General features: G+C 66.3%; 18 protein-coding genes and 1 pseudogene. 16 read left to right on the plus strand and 3 right to left on the minus strand.

From position 1 onward, the window contains the following. Positions 1 to 187: 187 nt before the first annotated feature. The 16 genes and pseudogenes from ASF08_RS02510 to ASF08_RS02585 all read left to right on the plus strand — a co-directional run bounded on the left by ASF08_RS02510 (position 188) and on the right by ASF08_RS02585 (position 11,939). Positions 188 to 565, plus strand: a complete 378-nt coding sequence (locus ASF08_RS02510) for a response regulator (RefSeq protein WP_056140910.1) — start codon at positions 188 to 190, stop codon at positions 563 to 565. Then, complete coding sequence (locus tag ASF08_RS02515) at positions 562 to 3,192, plus strand: chemotaxis protein CheA (RefSeq protein ID WP_056140914.1); 2,631 nt, start codon at positions 562 to 564, stop codon at positions 3,190 to 3,192. Before ASF08_RS02510 ends, ASF08_RS02515 begins: the two co-directional genes overlap by 4 nt. Beyond that, positions 3,192 to 3,443, plus strand: a complete 252-nt coding sequence (locus ASF08_RS02520; protein WP_056140918.1) for a hypothetical protein — start codon at positions 3,192 to 3,194, stop codon at positions 3,441 to 3,443. Before ASF08_RS02515 ends, ASF08_RS02520 begins: the two co-directional genes overlap by 1 nt. Before the next feature lie 106 nt (positions 3,444 to 3,549). Next, on the plus strand, positions 3,550 to 3,924 hold the full coding sequence (locus tag ASF08_RS02525; protein WP_056140921.1) for a response regulator: 375 nt from the start codon (positions 3,550 to 3,552) through the stop codon (positions 3,922 to 3,924). Between the two features lie 2 nt (positions 3,925 to 3,926). Further along, entirely contained in the window at positions 3,927 to 5,150 is a 1,224-nt protein-coding gene (locus tag ASF08_RS02530) for a methyl-accepting chemotaxis protein (protein WP_082473019.1), read from the plus strand. Between the two features lie 196 nt (positions 5,151 to 5,346). Then, the gene (locus tag ASF08_RS02535; protein WP_056140927.1) at positions 5,347 to 5,724 is read left to right on the plus strand and encodes a response regulator; all 378 of its coding nucleotides are present in this window, start codon (positions 5,347 to 5,349) and stop codon (positions 5,722 to 5,724) included. A gap of 118 nt (positions 5,725 to 5,842) precedes the next feature. Beyond that, on the plus strand, positions 5,843 to 6,685 hold the full coding sequence (locus tag ASF08_RS02540) for an STAS domain-containing protein (protein WP_056140930.1): 843 nt from the start codon (positions 5,843 to 5,845) through the stop codon (positions 6,683 to 6,685). Next, entirely contained in the window at positions 6,685 to 7,074 is a 390-nt protein-coding gene (locus ASF08_RS02545; protein WP_056140934.1) for an STAS domain-containing protein, read from the plus strand. Before ASF08_RS02540 ends, ASF08_RS02545 begins: the two co-directional genes overlap by 1 nt. Then, positions 7,052 to 7,498, plus strand: coding sequence for an ATP-binding protein (locus ASF08_RS02550; protein ID WP_056140938.1), 447 nt, complete (start codon positions 7,052 to 7,054; stop codon positions 7,496 to 7,498). Before ASF08_RS02545 ends, ASF08_RS02550 begins: the two co-directional genes overlap by 23 nt. Then, positions 7,495 to 7,908, plus strand: coding sequence for an ATP-binding protein (locus tag ASF08_RS02555; RefSeq protein ID WP_056140941.1), 414 nt, complete (start codon positions 7,495 to 7,497; stop codon positions 7,906 to 7,908). The genes ASF08_RS02550 and ASF08_RS02555 overlap by 4 nt, the downstream gene beginning before the upstream one ends. A 10-nt stretch (positions 7,909 to 7,918) precedes the next feature. Next, positions 7,919 to 8,503 (plus strand): SpoIIE family protein phosphatase, encoded by a 585-nt coding sequence (locus tag ASF08_RS02560; protein ID WP_056140945.1) that lies wholly within the window; start codon positions 7,919 to 7,921, stop codon positions 8,501 to 8,503. Between the two features lie 6 nt (positions 8,504 to 8,509). Next, positions 8,510 to 9,550 (plus strand): sensor histidine kinase, encoded by a 1,041-nt coding sequence (locus ASF08_RS02565; protein WP_056140946.1) that lies wholly within the window; start codon positions 8,510 to 8,512, stop codon positions 9,548 to 9,550. A 171-nt stretch (positions 9,551 to 9,721) separates the two neighbouring features. Continuing rightward, positions 9,722 to 9,875 (plus strand): annotated as a pseudogene (locus tag ASF08_RS24445) (IS3 family transposase); the annotation flags it as partial. Positions 9,876 to 9,957: 82 nt separating this feature from the next. Then, positions 9,958 to 10,715 (plus strand): IS5 family transposase gene (locus ASF08_RS23635; protein ID WP_156629433.1). Its coding sequence is split into 2 segments (ribosomal slippage): positions 9,958 to 10,294 and positions 10,294 to 10,715, totalling 759 coding nucleotides; the frame shifts between segments, so codons are not numbered across the junction. A gap of 570 nt (positions 10,716 to 11,285) precedes the next feature. Further along, positions 11,286 to 11,444: a hypothetical protein gene (locus ASF08_RS25245; protein WP_018045471.1), complete on the plus strand. Its 159-nt coding sequence runs from the start codon at positions 11,286 to 11,288 to the stop codon at positions 11,442 to 11,444. Positions 11,445 to 11,687: 243 nt separating this feature from the next. Next, positions 11,688 to 11,939, plus strand: a complete 252-nt coding sequence (locus ASF08_RS02585) for a hypothetical protein (protein ID WP_056140953.1) — start codon at positions 11,688 to 11,690, stop codon at positions 11,937 to 11,939. A gap of 643 nt (positions 11,940 to 12,582) precedes the next feature. Here the strand turns inward: ASF08_RS02585 and ASF08_RS02590 are convergent. The 3 genes from ASF08_RS02590 to ftsE all read right to left on the minus strand — a co-directional run bounded on the left by ASF08_RS02590 (position 12,583) and on the right by ftsE (position 15,205). Beyond that, positions 12,583 to 13,269 (minus strand): YdcF family protein, encoded by a 687-nt coding sequence (locus ASF08_RS02590; protein WP_056140955.1) that lies wholly within the window; start codon positions 13,267 to 13,269, stop codon positions 12,583 to 12,585. A gap of 269 nt (positions 13,270 to 13,538) precedes the next feature. Then, positions 13,539 to 14,471 carry a cell division protein FtsX gene (locus tag ASF08_RS02595; RefSeq protein WP_056140957.1) on the minus strand — a complete coding sequence of 311 codons (933 nt, stop codon included), beginning with the start codon at positions 14,469 to 14,471 and terminating at the stop codon, positions 13,539 to 13,541. Positions 14,472 to 14,506: 35 nt separating this feature from the next. Continuing rightward, a complete protein-coding gene (gene ftsE, locus ASF08_RS02600) occupies positions 14,507 to 15,205 on the minus strand; it encodes a cell division ATP-binding protein FtsE (RefSeq protein WP_018045475.1) in 699 nt (232 codons plus the stop codon). Positions 15,206 to 15,325: the final 120 nt, after the last annotated feature.

Genomic DNA, 15,325 nt, shown 5'->3' on the forward strand with positions numbered 1-15,325 from the left:
TGAAGGGGCCCGATCGGGCCCCTTCATCGTTCAAGCGGCCGACCGCCACTGGCCTGGTTTTACTCCGCCGCAGCGGCCTGGAATTGGTCCGCCCTTTACATGAGCCGCATGTCGTCGATGTTCCTGCCGCGGAAGTTCGGGGACACGATCGTTTATCAGAGGCCGATCGAACATGATTGAGGCGCACATGCTCGAGAAGCGAATACTCGTCGTCGAGGACGGCATTACCATGCGCATGTTCTATCAGGACGTGCTCGGCAAGGCCGGGTTCGCGGTGGAGGAGGCGGCGAACGGTGTGGAAGGGCTTGAGAAGGCCCTGCTCGGTCATTTCGACCTGATGATCGTCGACATCAACATGCCGAAGATGGACGGCTACGAACTGGTGACGCGCATCCGCCGCGAACCCTCCCTGCGGGCGATCCCGGTGGTCACCATCAGCACCGAAGCACAGGGCGAGGACGCGACGCGGGCCTACGAAGCCGGCGCCAACCTCTACATCGTCAAACCCGCCGACCCCGCAAGCCTCGTGGAGATGGCTCGCCTGCTGACCGGAGCGCGGGCATGAACGCATCCCTTCTCGCCCGGTTCATCCCCGAGGCGCGCGAATTGCTGCAGACCTCCGCGGGCGGCCTCCTGAAGCTCGAGCGCGGCCCGACGGACGAGACGGCCATCAACGAGGTCTTCCGGGCCGTCCATACGCTGAAGGGCTCGTCCGGCCTGTTCGAGGCCGCGGCCCTCACACGCCTCGTCCATGCCGCGGAGGATCTCCTCTGCGCCGTCCGGGCGGAGCAGCTGCAGATCGATTCGAGTCTGATCGACATGCTGCTCGACAGCCTCGATCAGATGAGTCTCTGGATCGACCAGCTCGAGGCACGGGCTCAGCTGCCGGCGGATGCCGACGGCGTCGCGCACCGGATGTCGATCGCGCTGCGCGGCCGGCTCGGCACGCCGGTGGAATCCGCGGAGACCATGTCGGAGGCCTCCATGCCGCCGGCCCCATCCTCCGTCACCGCTGCGTCCCCGGCGACGCTCGACCGCATGCCCGTCGAGAGCCGCCTCGAAGCGTTCCGCCTCGCCTGCGGAGGCCAGGCGATCCACGCCGTCCGCTACGAGCCCGATCCGGGCTGCTTCTACAACGGCACCGACCCGCTGCAGGCGATCCTGCAAGTTTCCGGGTCGATCGCCCTCGACATCGAGACGATCCGACCCTGGGAGCCGCTGGCGGACCTCGATCCCTACCAGTGCAACCTTCGCTTCTCCCTGCTGACCACGGCCACCCAGCTCGAGATCGAGCAGGCGATGCGCTACGAGCTTGAGCAGATCGTGGTCGCGCCGGTGCGCGTCCGCGACCTGATCCGCATCGACGGTCAGCCGGGCGACGGAGCGATCTGGGACGACTTCCACGAGGGCGCCTCCGCGCTCCTCGCGGCGGAGAACTATGCCGGCCTGGCCGATGCCGCCGCTTCCCTGCGCGGTCGCGCCGACCCGACGCTCTGGCGCAGCCATGCCCTCGCCTGGCTGGAAGTGGCCGCCTCGGCCGCGCAACCGGACCCGGATCTCGTCGCCTTCCTGGTCGCGGCGGTCGGCTCCAGGTCGCTCACCCCGCCGACCTCTGCCCCGGCCGATGCCGACTCGCGCCAGGCGCTGGCCCGGACCATCCTGATCGACCAGCGTCTGGCGCTCGTCAGCGCGGGCTACGACGAGGTTCGCCTCGCCTCGGTGGGAACGATCGTCGGCAACGTCCTGAGCAGCCTCGGCCGCAACGCGCAGCGCGCGGCGTTCCAGACCGCCCTCGACGTGGCGCGCGAGGCCCGTTCGACCGCGCCGCTGCTTACCGCCATCGCCGCCTTCCTCGGTGACGAGGATACGGAGGCCGCGCCGGCCCCGCTCTTCCCCACCGATCACCGCGCGGAGCCCTCGGTCGCAGCACCGGTCGCCCCAAAACCGGTCGCGGTCGCGCAGGAATCGGCGCCGGTGGCAAAGGACTCGGCACCGGTCCCAGTGGATGCGGAAGTCCGGGCGGCGGCGAAGACCCTCAAGGTCGACCAGGCGAAGATCGACCTGCTGATGAACCTCATCGGCGAGCTCGTCGTCTCCAAGAACGCCTTGCCGTTCCTCGCCAAACGCGCCGAGGAAACCTACGGCTCGCGGGAGATGTCCCGGGAGATCAAGGAGCAATACGCGATCATCGATCGGCTCGCCCAGGAGATGCAGGGCGCGATCATGCAGGTCCGCATGCTGCCGGTGTCGGACATCTTCGACCGGTTCCCGCGCCTCGTGCGTGACCTCGCACGCAAGCTCGGCAAGCGGATCGACCTCGTCGTCGAGGGCGGGGATACGGCGGCCGACAAGACCATCATCGAGGCGCTCGGCGATCCGCTGCTGCACATCGTCCGCAACTCCCTCGATCACGGCATCGAGGGGCCGGACGAGCGTCTCGCGGCGGCCAAGCCGGCGACGGCGCGCCTGCTGCTCAAGGCCCGCCAGGAGACCGACCGCGTCGTCATCGAGATCCAGGACGACGGTCGCGGCATCGATCCGGCCAGAATTCGCGCCGTGGCGGTCGCCAAGGGTGTCATCGATCAGGAAGAGGCCGACCGCCTGTCCGATCAGGAGGCGATCAATCTCATCTACCGTCCCGGCTTCTCGACAGCGCAGGAGATCTCCGATCTGTCCGGCCGCGGGGTCGGCATGGACGTGGTGCTGACCACGGTGGAGAAGCTCGGAGGCCAGGTCTCCGTCACCTCCCGTCTCGGCGAGGGGACGACGACGAGTCTCTCCATGCCGCTCAGCATGGCGGTGACCCGGATCATGATGGTGGAGGCCGCCGGCAGCCTCTACGGGGTGCCGATGGACATGATCGTCGAGACGGTGCGCGTGCCCAGAGAGCGCATCCGGACGATCAAGAAGGCCGAGACGTTCGTGCTGCGCCAGACCGTCATCCCGCTGGTCCGGATGTCGCGCCTGCTGCGGTTGGCCGACCGGCGGCAGGACGACGCGGAAGCCGCGGTGCTTGTCTGCCAGGTGAACGGCCGGCGCGTCGGGCTGATCATCGACAACTTCCGGGAAGGCATGGACGTGATCCTGAAGCCGCTCGAGGGCGTCCTGACCGGCATAGGCGGCTATTCCGGAACGGCCCTCCTCGGCGACGGCCGCGTCCTCCTGGTCCTCGACCTCAAAGAGCTCCTGTGATGCCGATCCGAATCGCGCGCAACGTCGTTCATCTCGAGGGCCATTGCACGGTGGAGGAAGCGCTCACGCTTCTGGAAGCCCTCCGCAAGCCGCGCCAGCCCAAGATCGTGCTCACCGCTTGCCTGGGGATGCACACCGCCCTCCTCCAGGTCCTCGCCGCCGCGCCGGGCGTCACCATCGCGCCGCCCGCCGATCTGACGCTGGCCGGCATCGTCATGCCGTTCCTGCAGGCCTCCCGGGCGGCCTCCTGAAAAACGACCCGCGCCCGGCGCGGGCATAGCCTTCACCGATCGGATCGCGGCGCCCCGGCGCCACAATCCGATCCCCCAACGCAAGCATTACACCGAGGAGACTAGGATGGCCGCGACGATCATGATTGTCGACGATTCGCCGACCATGCTGCTGAGCATCGAAGGTATTCTGACCAAGGCCGGCCTCACTGTGGTCAAGGCACCGAGCGGCGAGAAGGCCCTGGATACGTTGAAGTCGGGCACCAAGCCCAACCTGCTCATCACCGACCTCAACATGGGCGAGATGAACGGCATCGACCTGATCCGCAAGGTTCGCAAGCTGCCGGGATTCGCCTTCCTGCCGATCCTGATGTTGACCACCGAGTCGCAGCAGGACAAGCGCAACGAGGCGAAATCCGCGGGTGCCACGGGCTGGATCGTCAAGCCGGTGGATTCCGACGGATTGCTCGGCGTGATCCGCCAGCTCGTTCCCGGAGCGTGACCATGTCGCTTGCGGGTCGAACGCTTTCTCCCAGATGGATCGGCCCGCTCTGCGCAGGGCTCGCTGCCTTGTGCCTCTCCGCCATCGCCGCCGCGGCCTTCGGGCCGGTGCCCGGCGTGGCCCTGATCGCGGTGGCCGGCTTCGTCATGACCTGGAGCTCGACCGCGCTGATGCGCCTGTCGCTGGGTTCGCAACGGACCCCGCCCGCGAAGGACGCCCCGGTTGCCGGGGCGGCGCCGGAGGCCGACGCGCCGCCGGAACCCGAACCGGTGGTATTGGAGCCCCGAATCGACCTGACGGGGGCCCTGGCGGACCATTTCACGGCCTATGACCGCCTCTTCGAGCGCGCGTCGCAGGACACCGCGTCGGTGACCGAGGAGACGGAGGCCGCCGCCTTCGACATCATGTCGAGCCTGAAGGCCGTGGACGGCGCGATGACCGATCTTCTGACCTTCCTCGACGTGTCGGGTTCCAACGTCCGGGTGATGGAGATCGTGGATCAGACCGATCAGCAGTTGATCGAGAACCGCCGCCTCATCACCGTATTCCTGGCGCAACGCGACTCCGATATCGAAGAATCCCAGCGGCGTCTCGAAATCCTCGACGACACCACCGAGGAGCTGACCCGCGCCATCGACGGGGTTCAGACGATCGCCCGTCAGACCAACCTGCTCGCCCTGAACGCGACGATCGAGGCGGCCCGCGCGGGCGAGGCCGGTCGCGGCTTCGCGGTGGTGGCCGCCGAGGTCAAGCAACTCTCCCACGCCTCGGCAGCCACCGCGACCCGGATCAGCCAGGGCCTCGCCAGCCTCCGCGAATCGATCCGGGACAACTTCGCCACCCTGGTCAGCCAGCGCATCGAAGGGGAGCGGGGCGAGCTCACAAAGATCTCGACGGCCATCTCGGGCCTGACGGAGAACATGGAACGCCTGGTCTCTCACCAGAGGGACACGTTGGTGAAGGTCCAGGAAGAGAGCGCCCGCATCGCCGAACCCGTCGTGCAGCTCATCGGATCGATCCAGTTTCAGGACGTCACGCGACAGCGGCTGCAGCATCTCGAGGGAATCTTCGCGGCGGCCCGCAAGAATCTCGATGCGATGGATCTTTCCAATCCCCGCCCCGAGACATGGCCAGATGCTGTCGCCTTCGCCGAACTGGCCCTGGCGGAAGGCCCGTCTCCGCCCCGGTCGAGATTGAAACGCGGGAACGACATCGAGTTGTTCTGATCGGGTCCGGCAAAACCGGACGCCGGTTTTGTGTAACAAAACCTGCGTCATTTCAACGACCTAAGCGAGGTGAAGCGTTGGCTTGCCAATGCCGCCCCGCTTAGAATCCCGCCGCCCGGTCGCACGGGCAGACGGCGATGAGGTCCACTCATCGCCGTCTCATATCAGCGGATACATGCGGTGAGAGTATCGATCCATGGCCTCGATCCTACTGACCGACGACGTCGCCGTTGTCCGGATGACGATCCGGCGCTTTCTCGAACGGGGCGGTCACACGGTCAGGGACTGTGACTCCGCTGACGCGGCGGAACAGATCCTGTCCAGCCAGTCGTTCGACATCCTCGTCACCGACCTGTGGATGCCCGGCCGGGACGGCCTGACGCTGATCGCCTGGGTGAAAGCCCAGCACCGCGGCATGCCCATCATCGCGGTCACCGGGGGGGCTCCGCGGACGCCGCAGGTCTTCTCCATGGAAGAGGCTGCTCGGGCCGGCGCCGACCGCGTGCTCATGAAACCCGTCGGCATGCAGGAACTCCTGTCCGCCGTCACCGATCTCATCGGATCGCGCATCTGAACAGGTCAGCATTGGCGATGCCAACGCTTCACCTCACTTGGGCCTTTGAAGTGTAACGGGTTTTCAGACACGAAACCCGTGACCACTTTTGCTGAACCTGCTTAGGAAAGCGGAACGCATGCACAGTATCGGACAGATCATCCTCGACAATCGCGGGGCGGTCCTGGATGCATGGCTCGAACGCCTTCCCGGCGGCGCGGCCGGGGCGCGGCCGGCCACGTTCCAGTTGCTCAAGATCGAGCTGGGGATGCTGGTCGACAAGCTCGTCGCCTATTTTAACGCGGGCGACCACGATCTCGGCGGCCCCCTCTTCAAACCCGTCGAAGACCAGGCCGCCACGATCAGCGCCGCGTGTGCCCGCGACGGGCTGACCCCCCTGGAGACCGCGACCCTCATCATGTCGCTGAAGACCATCACGCGGGACCTTCTCGATCGGGAGGTCGGCGGCGACCGGGACGGGATGCGGATCGGGGTGGATGCGGTGGTCGACAGGCTGGCACTCGTCACCTTCGCGGCTTTCGTCGAAACGCGGGAGGACATCATCCAGCGTCAGGGCCGGGCGCTCCTGGACATGGCGACCCCGGCCCTTCCGATCTGGCGTCACATCATCCTGATGCCTTTGGTGGGAATCATTGACACCCAGAGGGCCAGACAGGTGATGGAGTGGCTGCTGGAGGCCCTCGCCCGGGAGGAAGCGCATATCGCGATCCTCGACGTCACGGGGGTGCCGTTGATCGACAGCCGCGTCGCCCTGCACCTGACCAAGACCGTCGAGGCGGCCCGCCTGCTCGGCTCCCAGGTGATCGTCACCGGCATCAGCCCGGACGCGGCGCAGACCCTGGTCAAGCTCGATGTCGATCTGTCCAGCATGATCACCAGGGGCACCCTGCAGGTGGGCCTGGCAGAAGCCTTCCGGCTCCTCGCCCAGCGGAACCAGGGCATGAGCGGGAGCCCCTTCTGATGCGCGTTCCCATTCTCCGGCTCGGTCGGGTCCTTCTGACCTCGCTGCCATCCGATCTCACGGATCAGCAGGTGATGGACCTCCAGATCGACGCCCTGGCGCTGATCCAGGCGGGCAAGGCCGACGGGCTCGTCATCGACATCACCGCGGCGGACGTCGTCGATTCGTACATGGCCCGAATGCTTTCCGAAACGGCGAAGATGGTGACGATCATGGGCGGCATCGCCGTCCTGGCCGGCATGCGGCCCGCCGTGGCTCTGACCCTAGTCGAGATGGGCCAGAACATGATCCACATGGAGACTGCCTTCGATCTCGAGGGCGGGGTCGCGAAAGTCGCCCGGCTGGTAGCGTCCCGCGGAGGTCGCCATGACGAAGTCCCCACGGTCTGACCCGCTCGATGCGGTGACGCGGGACGAAACTGTCTGCGTCATTCCGATCCGGGTCCAGGAAGACATCCTCCGCGCCCGGCAATCGAGCCGCGGCGCGGCTGCGGCGATCGGCTTCGGCACCGTCGACCAGACCCGCCTCGCCACCGTCGTCTCCGAACTGGCGCGCAACATCCTGACCTATGCCGGCACCGGCGAATGCCGCGTGGTGAGCCGCCTGACCCCCGTGGAGCGGAGCATTGTGATCGAGATGGAGGATAGCGGGCCGGGAATCGACGACATCGCCGATGCGATGATGCCCGGATACTCCACGGGAGGGGGACTCGGCCTCGGCCTCCCCGCCGTGCACAAGCTGATGGACCACATGTCGGTGGAGACGCGGCCGGGACGCACCCTGATCCAAGCCTCGATGGCGAGGCGCCGATGAAACCGGAGCCGGACAGGCTCGACGTCAGGGTGACGTCCGAGATGGATGTGGTCGAGGCGCGGCAGAAGGCGCGTCTCCTCGCCCTGCGTCACGGGTTCGGGACCGTGCGGGCGCACGGGATCGCGACTGCGGTCTCCGAGCTCGGCATGAACCTCGTGCTCCACACCGCGCGGGGCGGTCTGATCCACCTCACAGCACAGGGCGAGGCGGGAGCGGCCGTGGTCGAGGTGGTGGCCGAGGACGAGGGGCCGGGCATCCCCGATATCGCCCTCGCCATGCAGGACGGATACTCGACCCGCGGCGGACTGGGCTGCGGGCTGCCCGGGACCCGTCGCCTGATGGACGAGTTCGCGATCACCTCCGAGGTCGGGCGCGGGACGCGCATCGTCTGCGCGATGCGGCGGCCATGAGGCGGCTGTCATGAGGGAATGGCCGAGGATCGCGGCCGCCTCACGGGTCTATCCCGGGGAGACCGTCTGCGGCGATCAGGTCTCCTGGTGGCGCGAGGGGCCGGCGACCCTGGCCTGTATCGCCGATGGGCTCGGCCACGGACCGGACGCCCATCGTGCCGCCCAGACCCTGCTCGCCCTGCTGGAGGGCCAGCCGGAGATCGACCTGGCGCAGCGGCTCGTGACCGGCGACCGGGCCATGCGCCACACCCGCGGCGCCGCCGCGGCCCTCGTCCGGATCGATCCCGGCACGAGGATCGTCACGGTGGCCGCGGTGGGAAACATCCAGGGGGCTCTGTTCGGCGCGCGCACGCGCCGCTTCGACGGAACCCCGGGGATCGTGGGGGCGGGGCTGCGTCACCTCAAACCCCTCGACCTGCCCTTCGCGTGCGACGATCTCCTGATCCTGTGGACCGACGGACTCCGGCCCGTGGATCTCGGGACCGACCCGACGGTGCCGCACGACGATCCGGAGCGGCTCGCCGCGCAGCTCATGGCCAGTCTCGGACGCCAGAGCGACGATTGCGCCGTCCTGTGCATCACCTTCGGCGAATGAAACGGCATGAAGGCGCTGCTCCAGCGATACACCACGGGCATGGCCAGCCATGTGGCGACCTGCGCCGAGGCATCGCTCCTCGACATCGAAGAGCTCGGTCGCCACGCGATCATGGAGGATTTCGCCCTCGACGAGATCGCCGGTCTGCACGAGGGCGCGGCCCTCGCCCTGGCCGACCAGGGGGTGCCGATCAACGAGCCGGAGATCATCCGGCGCATGTCGGCCTGCCTCAGCGCGCTGATGATCTCGTCGACCATCGCCTATCGCACCAAGATCGACCTGCTCGAGCGGCAGCGGCAGCAGGAGCGGGACAGGACCGAGCGGGACCGCCAGCGCCTCGAAACCCTCGGGCAGCTCATGGCCTCGGTGGCGCACGAGCTCAACAACCTGCTCCAGCCCGTCTGCGGCATGACCGAGATCATGCTCCTCGACCTCGCGAAGAAGCCGCCCGAACGGGCCGATATCGAGATCGTGGAATCCTGCGCCAAGCAGGCGGTCACCGTCATCCAGGGCATCCTCAGCTATGTCCGGCGCGAGACGATCGCGCCGCAGAGCCTGGCGTTCGGTGCCGCCGTGACGACGGCCTGCGACTTCCTACAGCCCGCCCTGCGTCAGCCGCTCGACGTGACGATCCGCGATCATGAATCCCGGGTTCTCGCTTTGCCGGGAGAATTGACCCAGATCCTGCTCAACCTCGTTCAAAATTCGCTGCAGGCCGGAGCGACGCGGATCTCGGTCGAAGTGGATCGCATCTACCGTGACCTGCCGGACGCCTCGGGTGTGCTCGGCGGACAGAGGCCGTGGATGCGGCTCGCGGTCATGGACAACGGCCACGGCATGTCGGCGGACGTGGTCGCACACGCGGCCGATCCGTACTTCACCACGAAAGCGAGCGGTAAAGGCACCGGCCTCGGGCTCGCGATCGTCAAGGGGATCATTCTGGATTGGTCGGCCACGATGCAGATCACTTCGGAACCGGGGCACGGCACGACCGTCTCGATCGAACTCCCGATCTCATCCGGCAGATCTTTTCCCGCAGCCGTGTGAAGCCGCAGGGCAATCGGGTGAGTTTTTCCATTGTGTGACGATGGCTCGGAGGAAGTCGTCGTCCCATGCGGCGACCCTGCGTCTGAGGCGGAGAGAATCCTTGCTTGGCGCGGTTGGCGTGTGAACCGCTCCGGCTTTCCCGGAGGCTCCGCCTCGTGAGAGGATGGAGCCATAACGAAGCGATCCCCGCCCTATTCTCTCGAAGTCCGCGAACGTGCCGTGCGGATGGTTTTCGACTACCAGGGCGAGCATGGCTCGCAATGGCTGGCGATGCAGTCGATCGCGGCCAAGATCGGCGGCTCGGGCGAGGCGTTGCGCAACTGGGCCGAGGGTCTGAACCGAACCAAGATATTGCTGCGGCTGCAGTTTTGTGATTCACGTTCGCGGTTTTCAGCATGGAGGCGATGATGGCGGACCTGTTCTGGCTTTCGGATGAGCAGTGGGCGGTGATCGGGCCGTTCATGCCGGTCAACCAACCCGGCCCCGAGCGCAAGGACGACCGGAAGATCATCTCGGGCATGCTGCATGTGCTCATCTCAGGCTGCCGCTGGCAGGATTGCCCGGCGGAGTACGGTCCACGCACCACGGTCTACAATCGCTTCAACCGGTGGTCTCGGCGCGGGTTCTGGCGGGCGATGCTGGCCGCCTTGGCCAAGGCCGGGTGGTCGGGCGAAGCGGCGGCCATCGACAGCACTTACGTCAAAGCGCATCGCTCCGCCCACGGCGGTAAAGGGGGGGCAAAGCGCAGGCCATCGGCCCGTCGCGTGGGGGCCGGACGACCAAGATCCACGCCCTCACCGATGTCCTCGGACGCCCCGGCGTCCTCCTGCTGACATCCGGCAACGCCAGCGACGTCCGTACAGCCCCGGACGTGCTGGCCGAAGCCCCAGGCCGTATCCGCAGCCTGACCGCCGACAAGGGCTACGACGCCGACTGGCTGCGCGCCGATCTGCGGGAGAAGGGCATCACCCCCGTCATTCCAGGCAAACGCAGCCGCAAACGCAAGATCCGCCACGACAAGCGCCGCTATCGCGAGCGCTGGCGCGTCGAGGCCACCTTCTGCCGCCTCAAAGACTTCCGTCGTATCGCCACCCGATACGACAAGATGGCCCGCAACTATGCCTCCGCCGTCGCACTCGCCGCTGTCATCGCCTTCTGGTGCTGATTGAGTCCAGACCCTAGTATTTCGCCTTCGACACACCGAGCACGCGTGCCATGCCAGCGATCGGGCAGTCGGCCTGATTCGCGTTCATGAACCGGAAGACCCCGACGGCAGACCCCCGGTCTCCCGAGCAGACCAAGCCGTCGCGCGAGAGAGAATATTGTCTCGCAAGCCTTCGGTTCGCGCTCCAGCTTGAATTGTCGGTTCTCGCGCCGTGGCCGGACGAGTTCATCGCACTCGTCCGCTGTCAGGCTGGGGTCGGCAGACGGTGGCTTTGCATCACGCTGTCCTCCGCTACGCTCAGCCTCGGCCACCCAGTTGCGGATGGCTCGAACTCGCGAGCCAGATCGTTCGGATCACGGCCGGCGCGGACCAACTCGACCATCTGTCGGCGAAACTCGGCGGGGTATGGAAGGCGGCCCTTGGGCCTTGGACAATCACCTCACGCGAAAGCGTTTTTGGTGTTCACAAAAACGGGGCAATCCCACGTCTCCTTTCCGCGAAGTACACGTGAGGGATTGGTTAACCCACTCCCGCTCATGATCCACTCGTCCCTACAGGGTGGAGGTGGGAATGGATGTGATCTACCGCGGGCTCGAAACGTCTCTTCTCGGCTTGACCCTCGTCCTCGGCATCGCAGCCCTGGCCCTTCCCTCCCTGACGCCCCGGATCCTCGGCGCCCCGGAACTTGCCGTGACCCTGCCGCTCCTCAGTGTCACCGCTGCGCATTGAAGCCACCCCACGGGATTTCGTGGCGCGCCGTCGGCGGCGGCGGAGAGGCTTCTCGACGCGCAATCACGATCGTGACGGTGTGATGTCACACAAGCAGTGTGGCAAACCCAACTATTCGCGTGTGGCGCTTCATTGCGCTGCAACCGTTTCGCCCTCCCGCGATTTACAAACCAAGCGCTGCGGTAAGTGCAATGGCTTGGGTCTGGATGGTGCTTCGTAAAACGGAGCGCGGGCAGGGTTGCGATGACGAAACGGTTCAGGCTTTTCAGTGCGATGGGCATTGCGCTCGTCGTCGGCGTGTCCTCTTTTTCCGCTGAGGCAATGCCTGGCACTGAGGGATCCTCGACCGGTACTCCTCACCGGGATGCGGAGCTTGGCAAGGTAGCCCTGACGGTCGAGGCCGAGGACGATACTCTCGCTTGCACCAAATCGCGCAAGCGCTTGTTCGTCGATGGCGAGGGCTGGATCGTCCGCCGTGTCACCACTTGCCGCTGAGGCAATGCCTCCGCTTTCGGATGACGGCATGTGGGCGTCGACTTCGATGCCTTGCAGCTACTTAGGGACTGCCGCACCTTACCCCTCGCCCCTACTATCAGACTTCACCTTGGCACGATCATTCTCGTCGTGCCGGTCTATCGAGGTCCGTCTCGATACGACGAGGTTCGTATGTCGGCCACGCTGAGATGGATGATGCCGGGATGCACCCTGGCGCTTGCCCTCGTGGTGACACCAGTAGCTCATGCACAGGACGTCACAGCTTCGGGCTACGGCCATCCCGATACGTTCCGACCGCGGTTCGATGAGAGCTACGCCGGGCCTTATGTCGTCGCAGCCTCTCGTACTGGGTTGTTGCCGCCAATACCCCGCCCAACCGAGCTTGTCCCGAGCGCTTGGGGATATGGAACATACGATGTTCCCACCGCCACCGGCATCCGCCCCGCACCCGTCGGAACGCCCACCCTATACGTGATCGAAACGCCCACCGAGGCGAGACGCAAGGCCCGAAGCCAAGGTCCGAGGATACTGTCTCGGGGAAGACGGAATCCGGTTTCGACATCCATAAATCTGCCGATACAGGCCGGAGCGAGGATTGTGACGGTGGCTATCGGGCGACACGCCTCGCGCTGAGAGCGCGGTGTCAGTATTGCGCGCGCATGATCGATTCGGAGACGAGCTTGATGGGTTTTCCGCGCCCCATCATGATCGCCGCTCGTGATTGCTCCGGATCGGATTCGAACCGTGTCCGCAGCCATGAAACGAGGAACTTCAGGTATTCCGAGCCGATGAGCCTTGCCGTTCCAGGGTGCCGCCACCAGCGATCGGCGTCGAAGCCTTCCGCGATCACGGGGTGGGGCAGAACGCGGTCCTTGCCCATCAACGCGTGGTCGAGCTCCACCAAGGTCCGGGGCATGTGGTAGTTCGAGGTGACCACCGCGACGGTATTGAACCGGTGCTGGCGCATCCAGCGACGGGTTTCGATGGCGTTGCCGATCGTGTTGCGCGCCCGGTAATCGAGATCGACGCAGCACTCGATCCAGTGGCGCTGGGTCGGATTCAGGCGGGCGATCTCGTCGCGGCTCGTTCGCTCGTTGACGCCGGTGATCAGCAGGCGCCGGCCATAACCGCCGGCGAGAAGATCGATTGCGTCGCCGATACGCTGTGCGCCGCCCGTTAGGACCACGATCCCGTCCGCCCGGCCGTCGAGCGTGCGCTCGTCACGGGCGATGGATTCGGCGAAGATCAGGAACCCGGCAACCAGCGCCAGGGTGGCGATGGCACCGAGGCCGAGGGTGACATAGCCGATACGCTGCAGTGTTGGAGACATCACCCTTGCGATCCGTGCGGGAGGCGCCGACAATTCCGCCCGACCGCGTGGCCAGACCCAACCGAACGCCTCCAGCGGGCGAGTGGTGCCGAGTCCTGACATCCGCGTGGCCATTCTCCGAAGGTAGTGCCGAATGCGGCATCCGCGAGGCGATACTTCTGCCCCTAAGGGTTTACGAATAGTTAACGCGATTCCGGGAACTCGGAACCCTGTGCGATGTCATGCAGCAAGGGGGCGAAGAGCCCTGTCCCGCAGTCGAAAACCCAGCTTCAGCGCAGGAATCGTCTGACCGTGAGCCGCGAAACGATACCGGTCACCACGGAGGCGATCACGCCGATGAGCAGGACGGCGGCGTAGCCACGCCAACCGATATGGAAGGCGCCGAACAGCGCCTCGATCTCGTCTCCGGCCGGCCCCGATCGCCAGAGCCGGGCGAGCAGTCCCGCTAGCGCGAAGACCGCAAGTGCCAGGCACGAGCCGATGACGCCTCCGCGTAGGCCGAGGCCGAAGAAGCGGCGTTGGAATGCGCGGGCAATGAAATCGTCGTTCGCGCCGACGAAGTGCAGCACCTCCACCACTTCCCGATTGCCGGCCATGGCGCCGCGCGTGGCGAACACGACCGCGAGCCCGGTGGCGATCAGGACGAGGGCGACGATGCCGACGCCGACACCGACGAAGGTGTTGGCCATGGTCGAGAGCCGCTGAAGCCATAGGGCATGGTCGTCGAGGCTCGCCACCCCCGGCAGGGCTTCGCCGAGCGCGCCCCGGAGTCCTTTCAGATCCGGCGCGGGGGAATCCGCGAGTTTCAGGGTCACGAGCCGCGGAACCGGCAGGTCGGAAAGATCGAGGCCGCTGCCGAGCCAGGGCTCGAGCAGGCGTTCGGCTTCCGCCTTCGAAAAGATCCGCGTCGTGGCGATTCCGGGCGTCGCCTTTGCCAGCGCATCGGCCTTGGCGACATCGGCATCGATATCGCGACCGGCGCTCGGCCTCACCTGAATCGTCACCTCCTGCGCAACGCTGCCCTGCCACTGATCGGCGCTGGAGGCGACGATCTCGGCCGCCCCGGCGCAAAGAGCCGCCAGGAAAGTCAGGATCGCGATGACGGCCGCGAGCGCCCGGCTCGCGGCCGAGTCGGTGGGGACGAGGGGAGCGTTGCGTCGCAGGGTCGCCGGAAGGGCTTCCTGGTCGGTAGCGATGGGCATCGAGGGATGCGGCGGTGGGCTTGCCTGACGACCCATCAGTGTTCGATCTGCAGCCGACCCTGACCCAGGACGAGCCGGGGGGCGTCGACGAGGTCCATCAGGGCGAAGTCGTGGGTGGCGATCAGGACGGAGGTTCCGAGCCGATTGAGTTCGATGAATAGCCGCAGCAGCCGCCGGCCGAGACCGGGATCGACGTTGCCGGTTGGTTCATCGGCGAGGAGAAGGTCCGGCCGCGCGATGAGCGCCCGGGCGATCGCCGCGCGCTGCTTTTCGCCGCCCGACAGAAGCGGCGGGAGGACGTGCATGCGCTCGCCGAGACCGACCCAACGCAGGAGTTCGACCACCTCGGCACGGTAGCTCGTCTCCGACCTGCCCTGGACGCGCAGCGGCAGGGCGACGTTCTCGTAAGTGGTGAGGTGGTCGAGCAGCCGGAAATCCTGGAATACGATGCCCATCCGCCGGCGCAAACCGGTGAGCGCCTCGTTGGAGATGTCGCTGACTTCCTCTCCGAACACCGAGACCAGCCCGCGCGTCGGCCGGACCGAGAGAAGGATCAGGCGCAGCAGGGTGGTCTTTCCCGCGCCGGAGGGACCGGTGAGAAACTGGAACGAACGCGGGGCGATCTGGAAGCTCACGTCGCTCAGCACTTCCGGCCCGAGGCCGTAGCGCATGCCGACATTTTCGAACTGGACCACGGGCTCCTCGACGCCCGACAGGAGGCTGTCAGCGGTCACGCGAGATGCCCGGATCCGTTGATGCCTGATTCTGCTGACAAGCCTGCGCTCCCATTCTGCCGCTTCACGGAGGATTAACCGCTCTTGGCGATGATGGTGTGAGTCTTTTTCACCGAACCG

It is taken from the genome of Methylobacterium sp. Leaf85, from assembly GCF_001422125.1.
Lineage (GTDB): Bacteria > Pseudomonadota > Alphaproteobacteria > Rhizobiales > Beijerinckiaceae > Methylobacterium > Methylobacterium bullatum.

Coding starts and splice junctions, on each gene's coding strand:
- ASF08_RS02535 (WP_056140927.1), top strand. CDS start 5,347: ATGGCCTCGATCCTACTGACCGACGACGTCGCCGTTGTCCGGATGACG.
- ASF08_RS02530 (WP_082473019.1), top strand. CDS start 3,927: ATGTCGCTTGCGGGTCGAACGCTTTCTCCCAGATGGATCGGCCCGCTC.
- ASF08_RS02590 (WP_056140955.1), bottom strand. CDS start 13,269: ATGTCTCCAACACTGCAGCGTATCGGCTATGTCACCCTCGGCCTCGGT.
- ASF08_RS25245 (WP_018045471.1), top strand. CDS start 11,286: ATGGATGTGATCTACCGCGGGCTCGAAACGTCTCTTCTCGGCTTGACC.
- ASF08_RS02510 (WP_056140910.1), top strand. CDS start 188: ATGCTCGAGAAGCGAATACTCGTCGTCGAGGACGGCATTACCATGCGC.
- ASF08_RS02565 (WP_056140946.1), top strand. CDS start 8,510: ATGAAGGCGCTGCTCCAGCGATACACCACGGGCATGGCCAGCCATGTG.
- ASF08_RS02560 (WP_056140945.1), top strand. CDS start 7,919: ATGAGGGAATGGCCGAGGATCGCGGCCGCCTCACGGGTCTATCCCGGG.
- ASF08_RS02585 (WP_056140953.1), top strand. CDS start 11,688: ATGACGAAACGGTTCAGGCTTTTCAGTGCGATGGGCATTGCGCTCGTC.
- ASF08_RS02540 (WP_056140930.1), top strand. CDS start 5,843: ATGCACAGTATCGGACAGATCATCCTCGACAATCGCGGGGCGGTCCTG.
- ASF08_RS02550 (WP_056140938.1), top strand. CDS start 7,052: ATGACGAAGTCCCCACGGTCTGACCCGCTCGATGCGGTGACGCGGGAC.
- ASF08_RS02595 (WP_056140957.1), bottom strand. CDS start 14,471: ATGCCCATCGCTACCGACCAGGAAGCCCTTCCGGCGACCCTGCGACGC.
- ASF08_RS02545 (WP_056140934.1), top strand. CDS start 6,685: ATGCGCGTTCCCATTCTCCGGCTCGGTCGGGTCCTTCTGACCTCGCTG.
- ASF08_RS02525 (WP_056140921.1), top strand. CDS start 3,550: ATGGCCGCGACGATCATGATTGTCGACGATTCGCCGACCATGCTGCTG.
- ASF08_RS02520 (WP_056140918.1), top strand. CDS start 3,192: ATGCCGATCCGAATCGCGCGCAACGTCGTTCATCTCGAGGGCCATTGC.
- ASF08_RS02555 (WP_056140941.1), top strand. CDS start 7,495: ATGAAACCGGAGCCGGACAGGCTCGACGTCAGGGTGACGTCCGAGATG.
- ASF08_RS02515 (WP_056140914.1), top strand. CDS start 562: ATGAACGCATCCCTTCTCGCCCGGTTCATCCCCGAGGCGCGCGAATTG.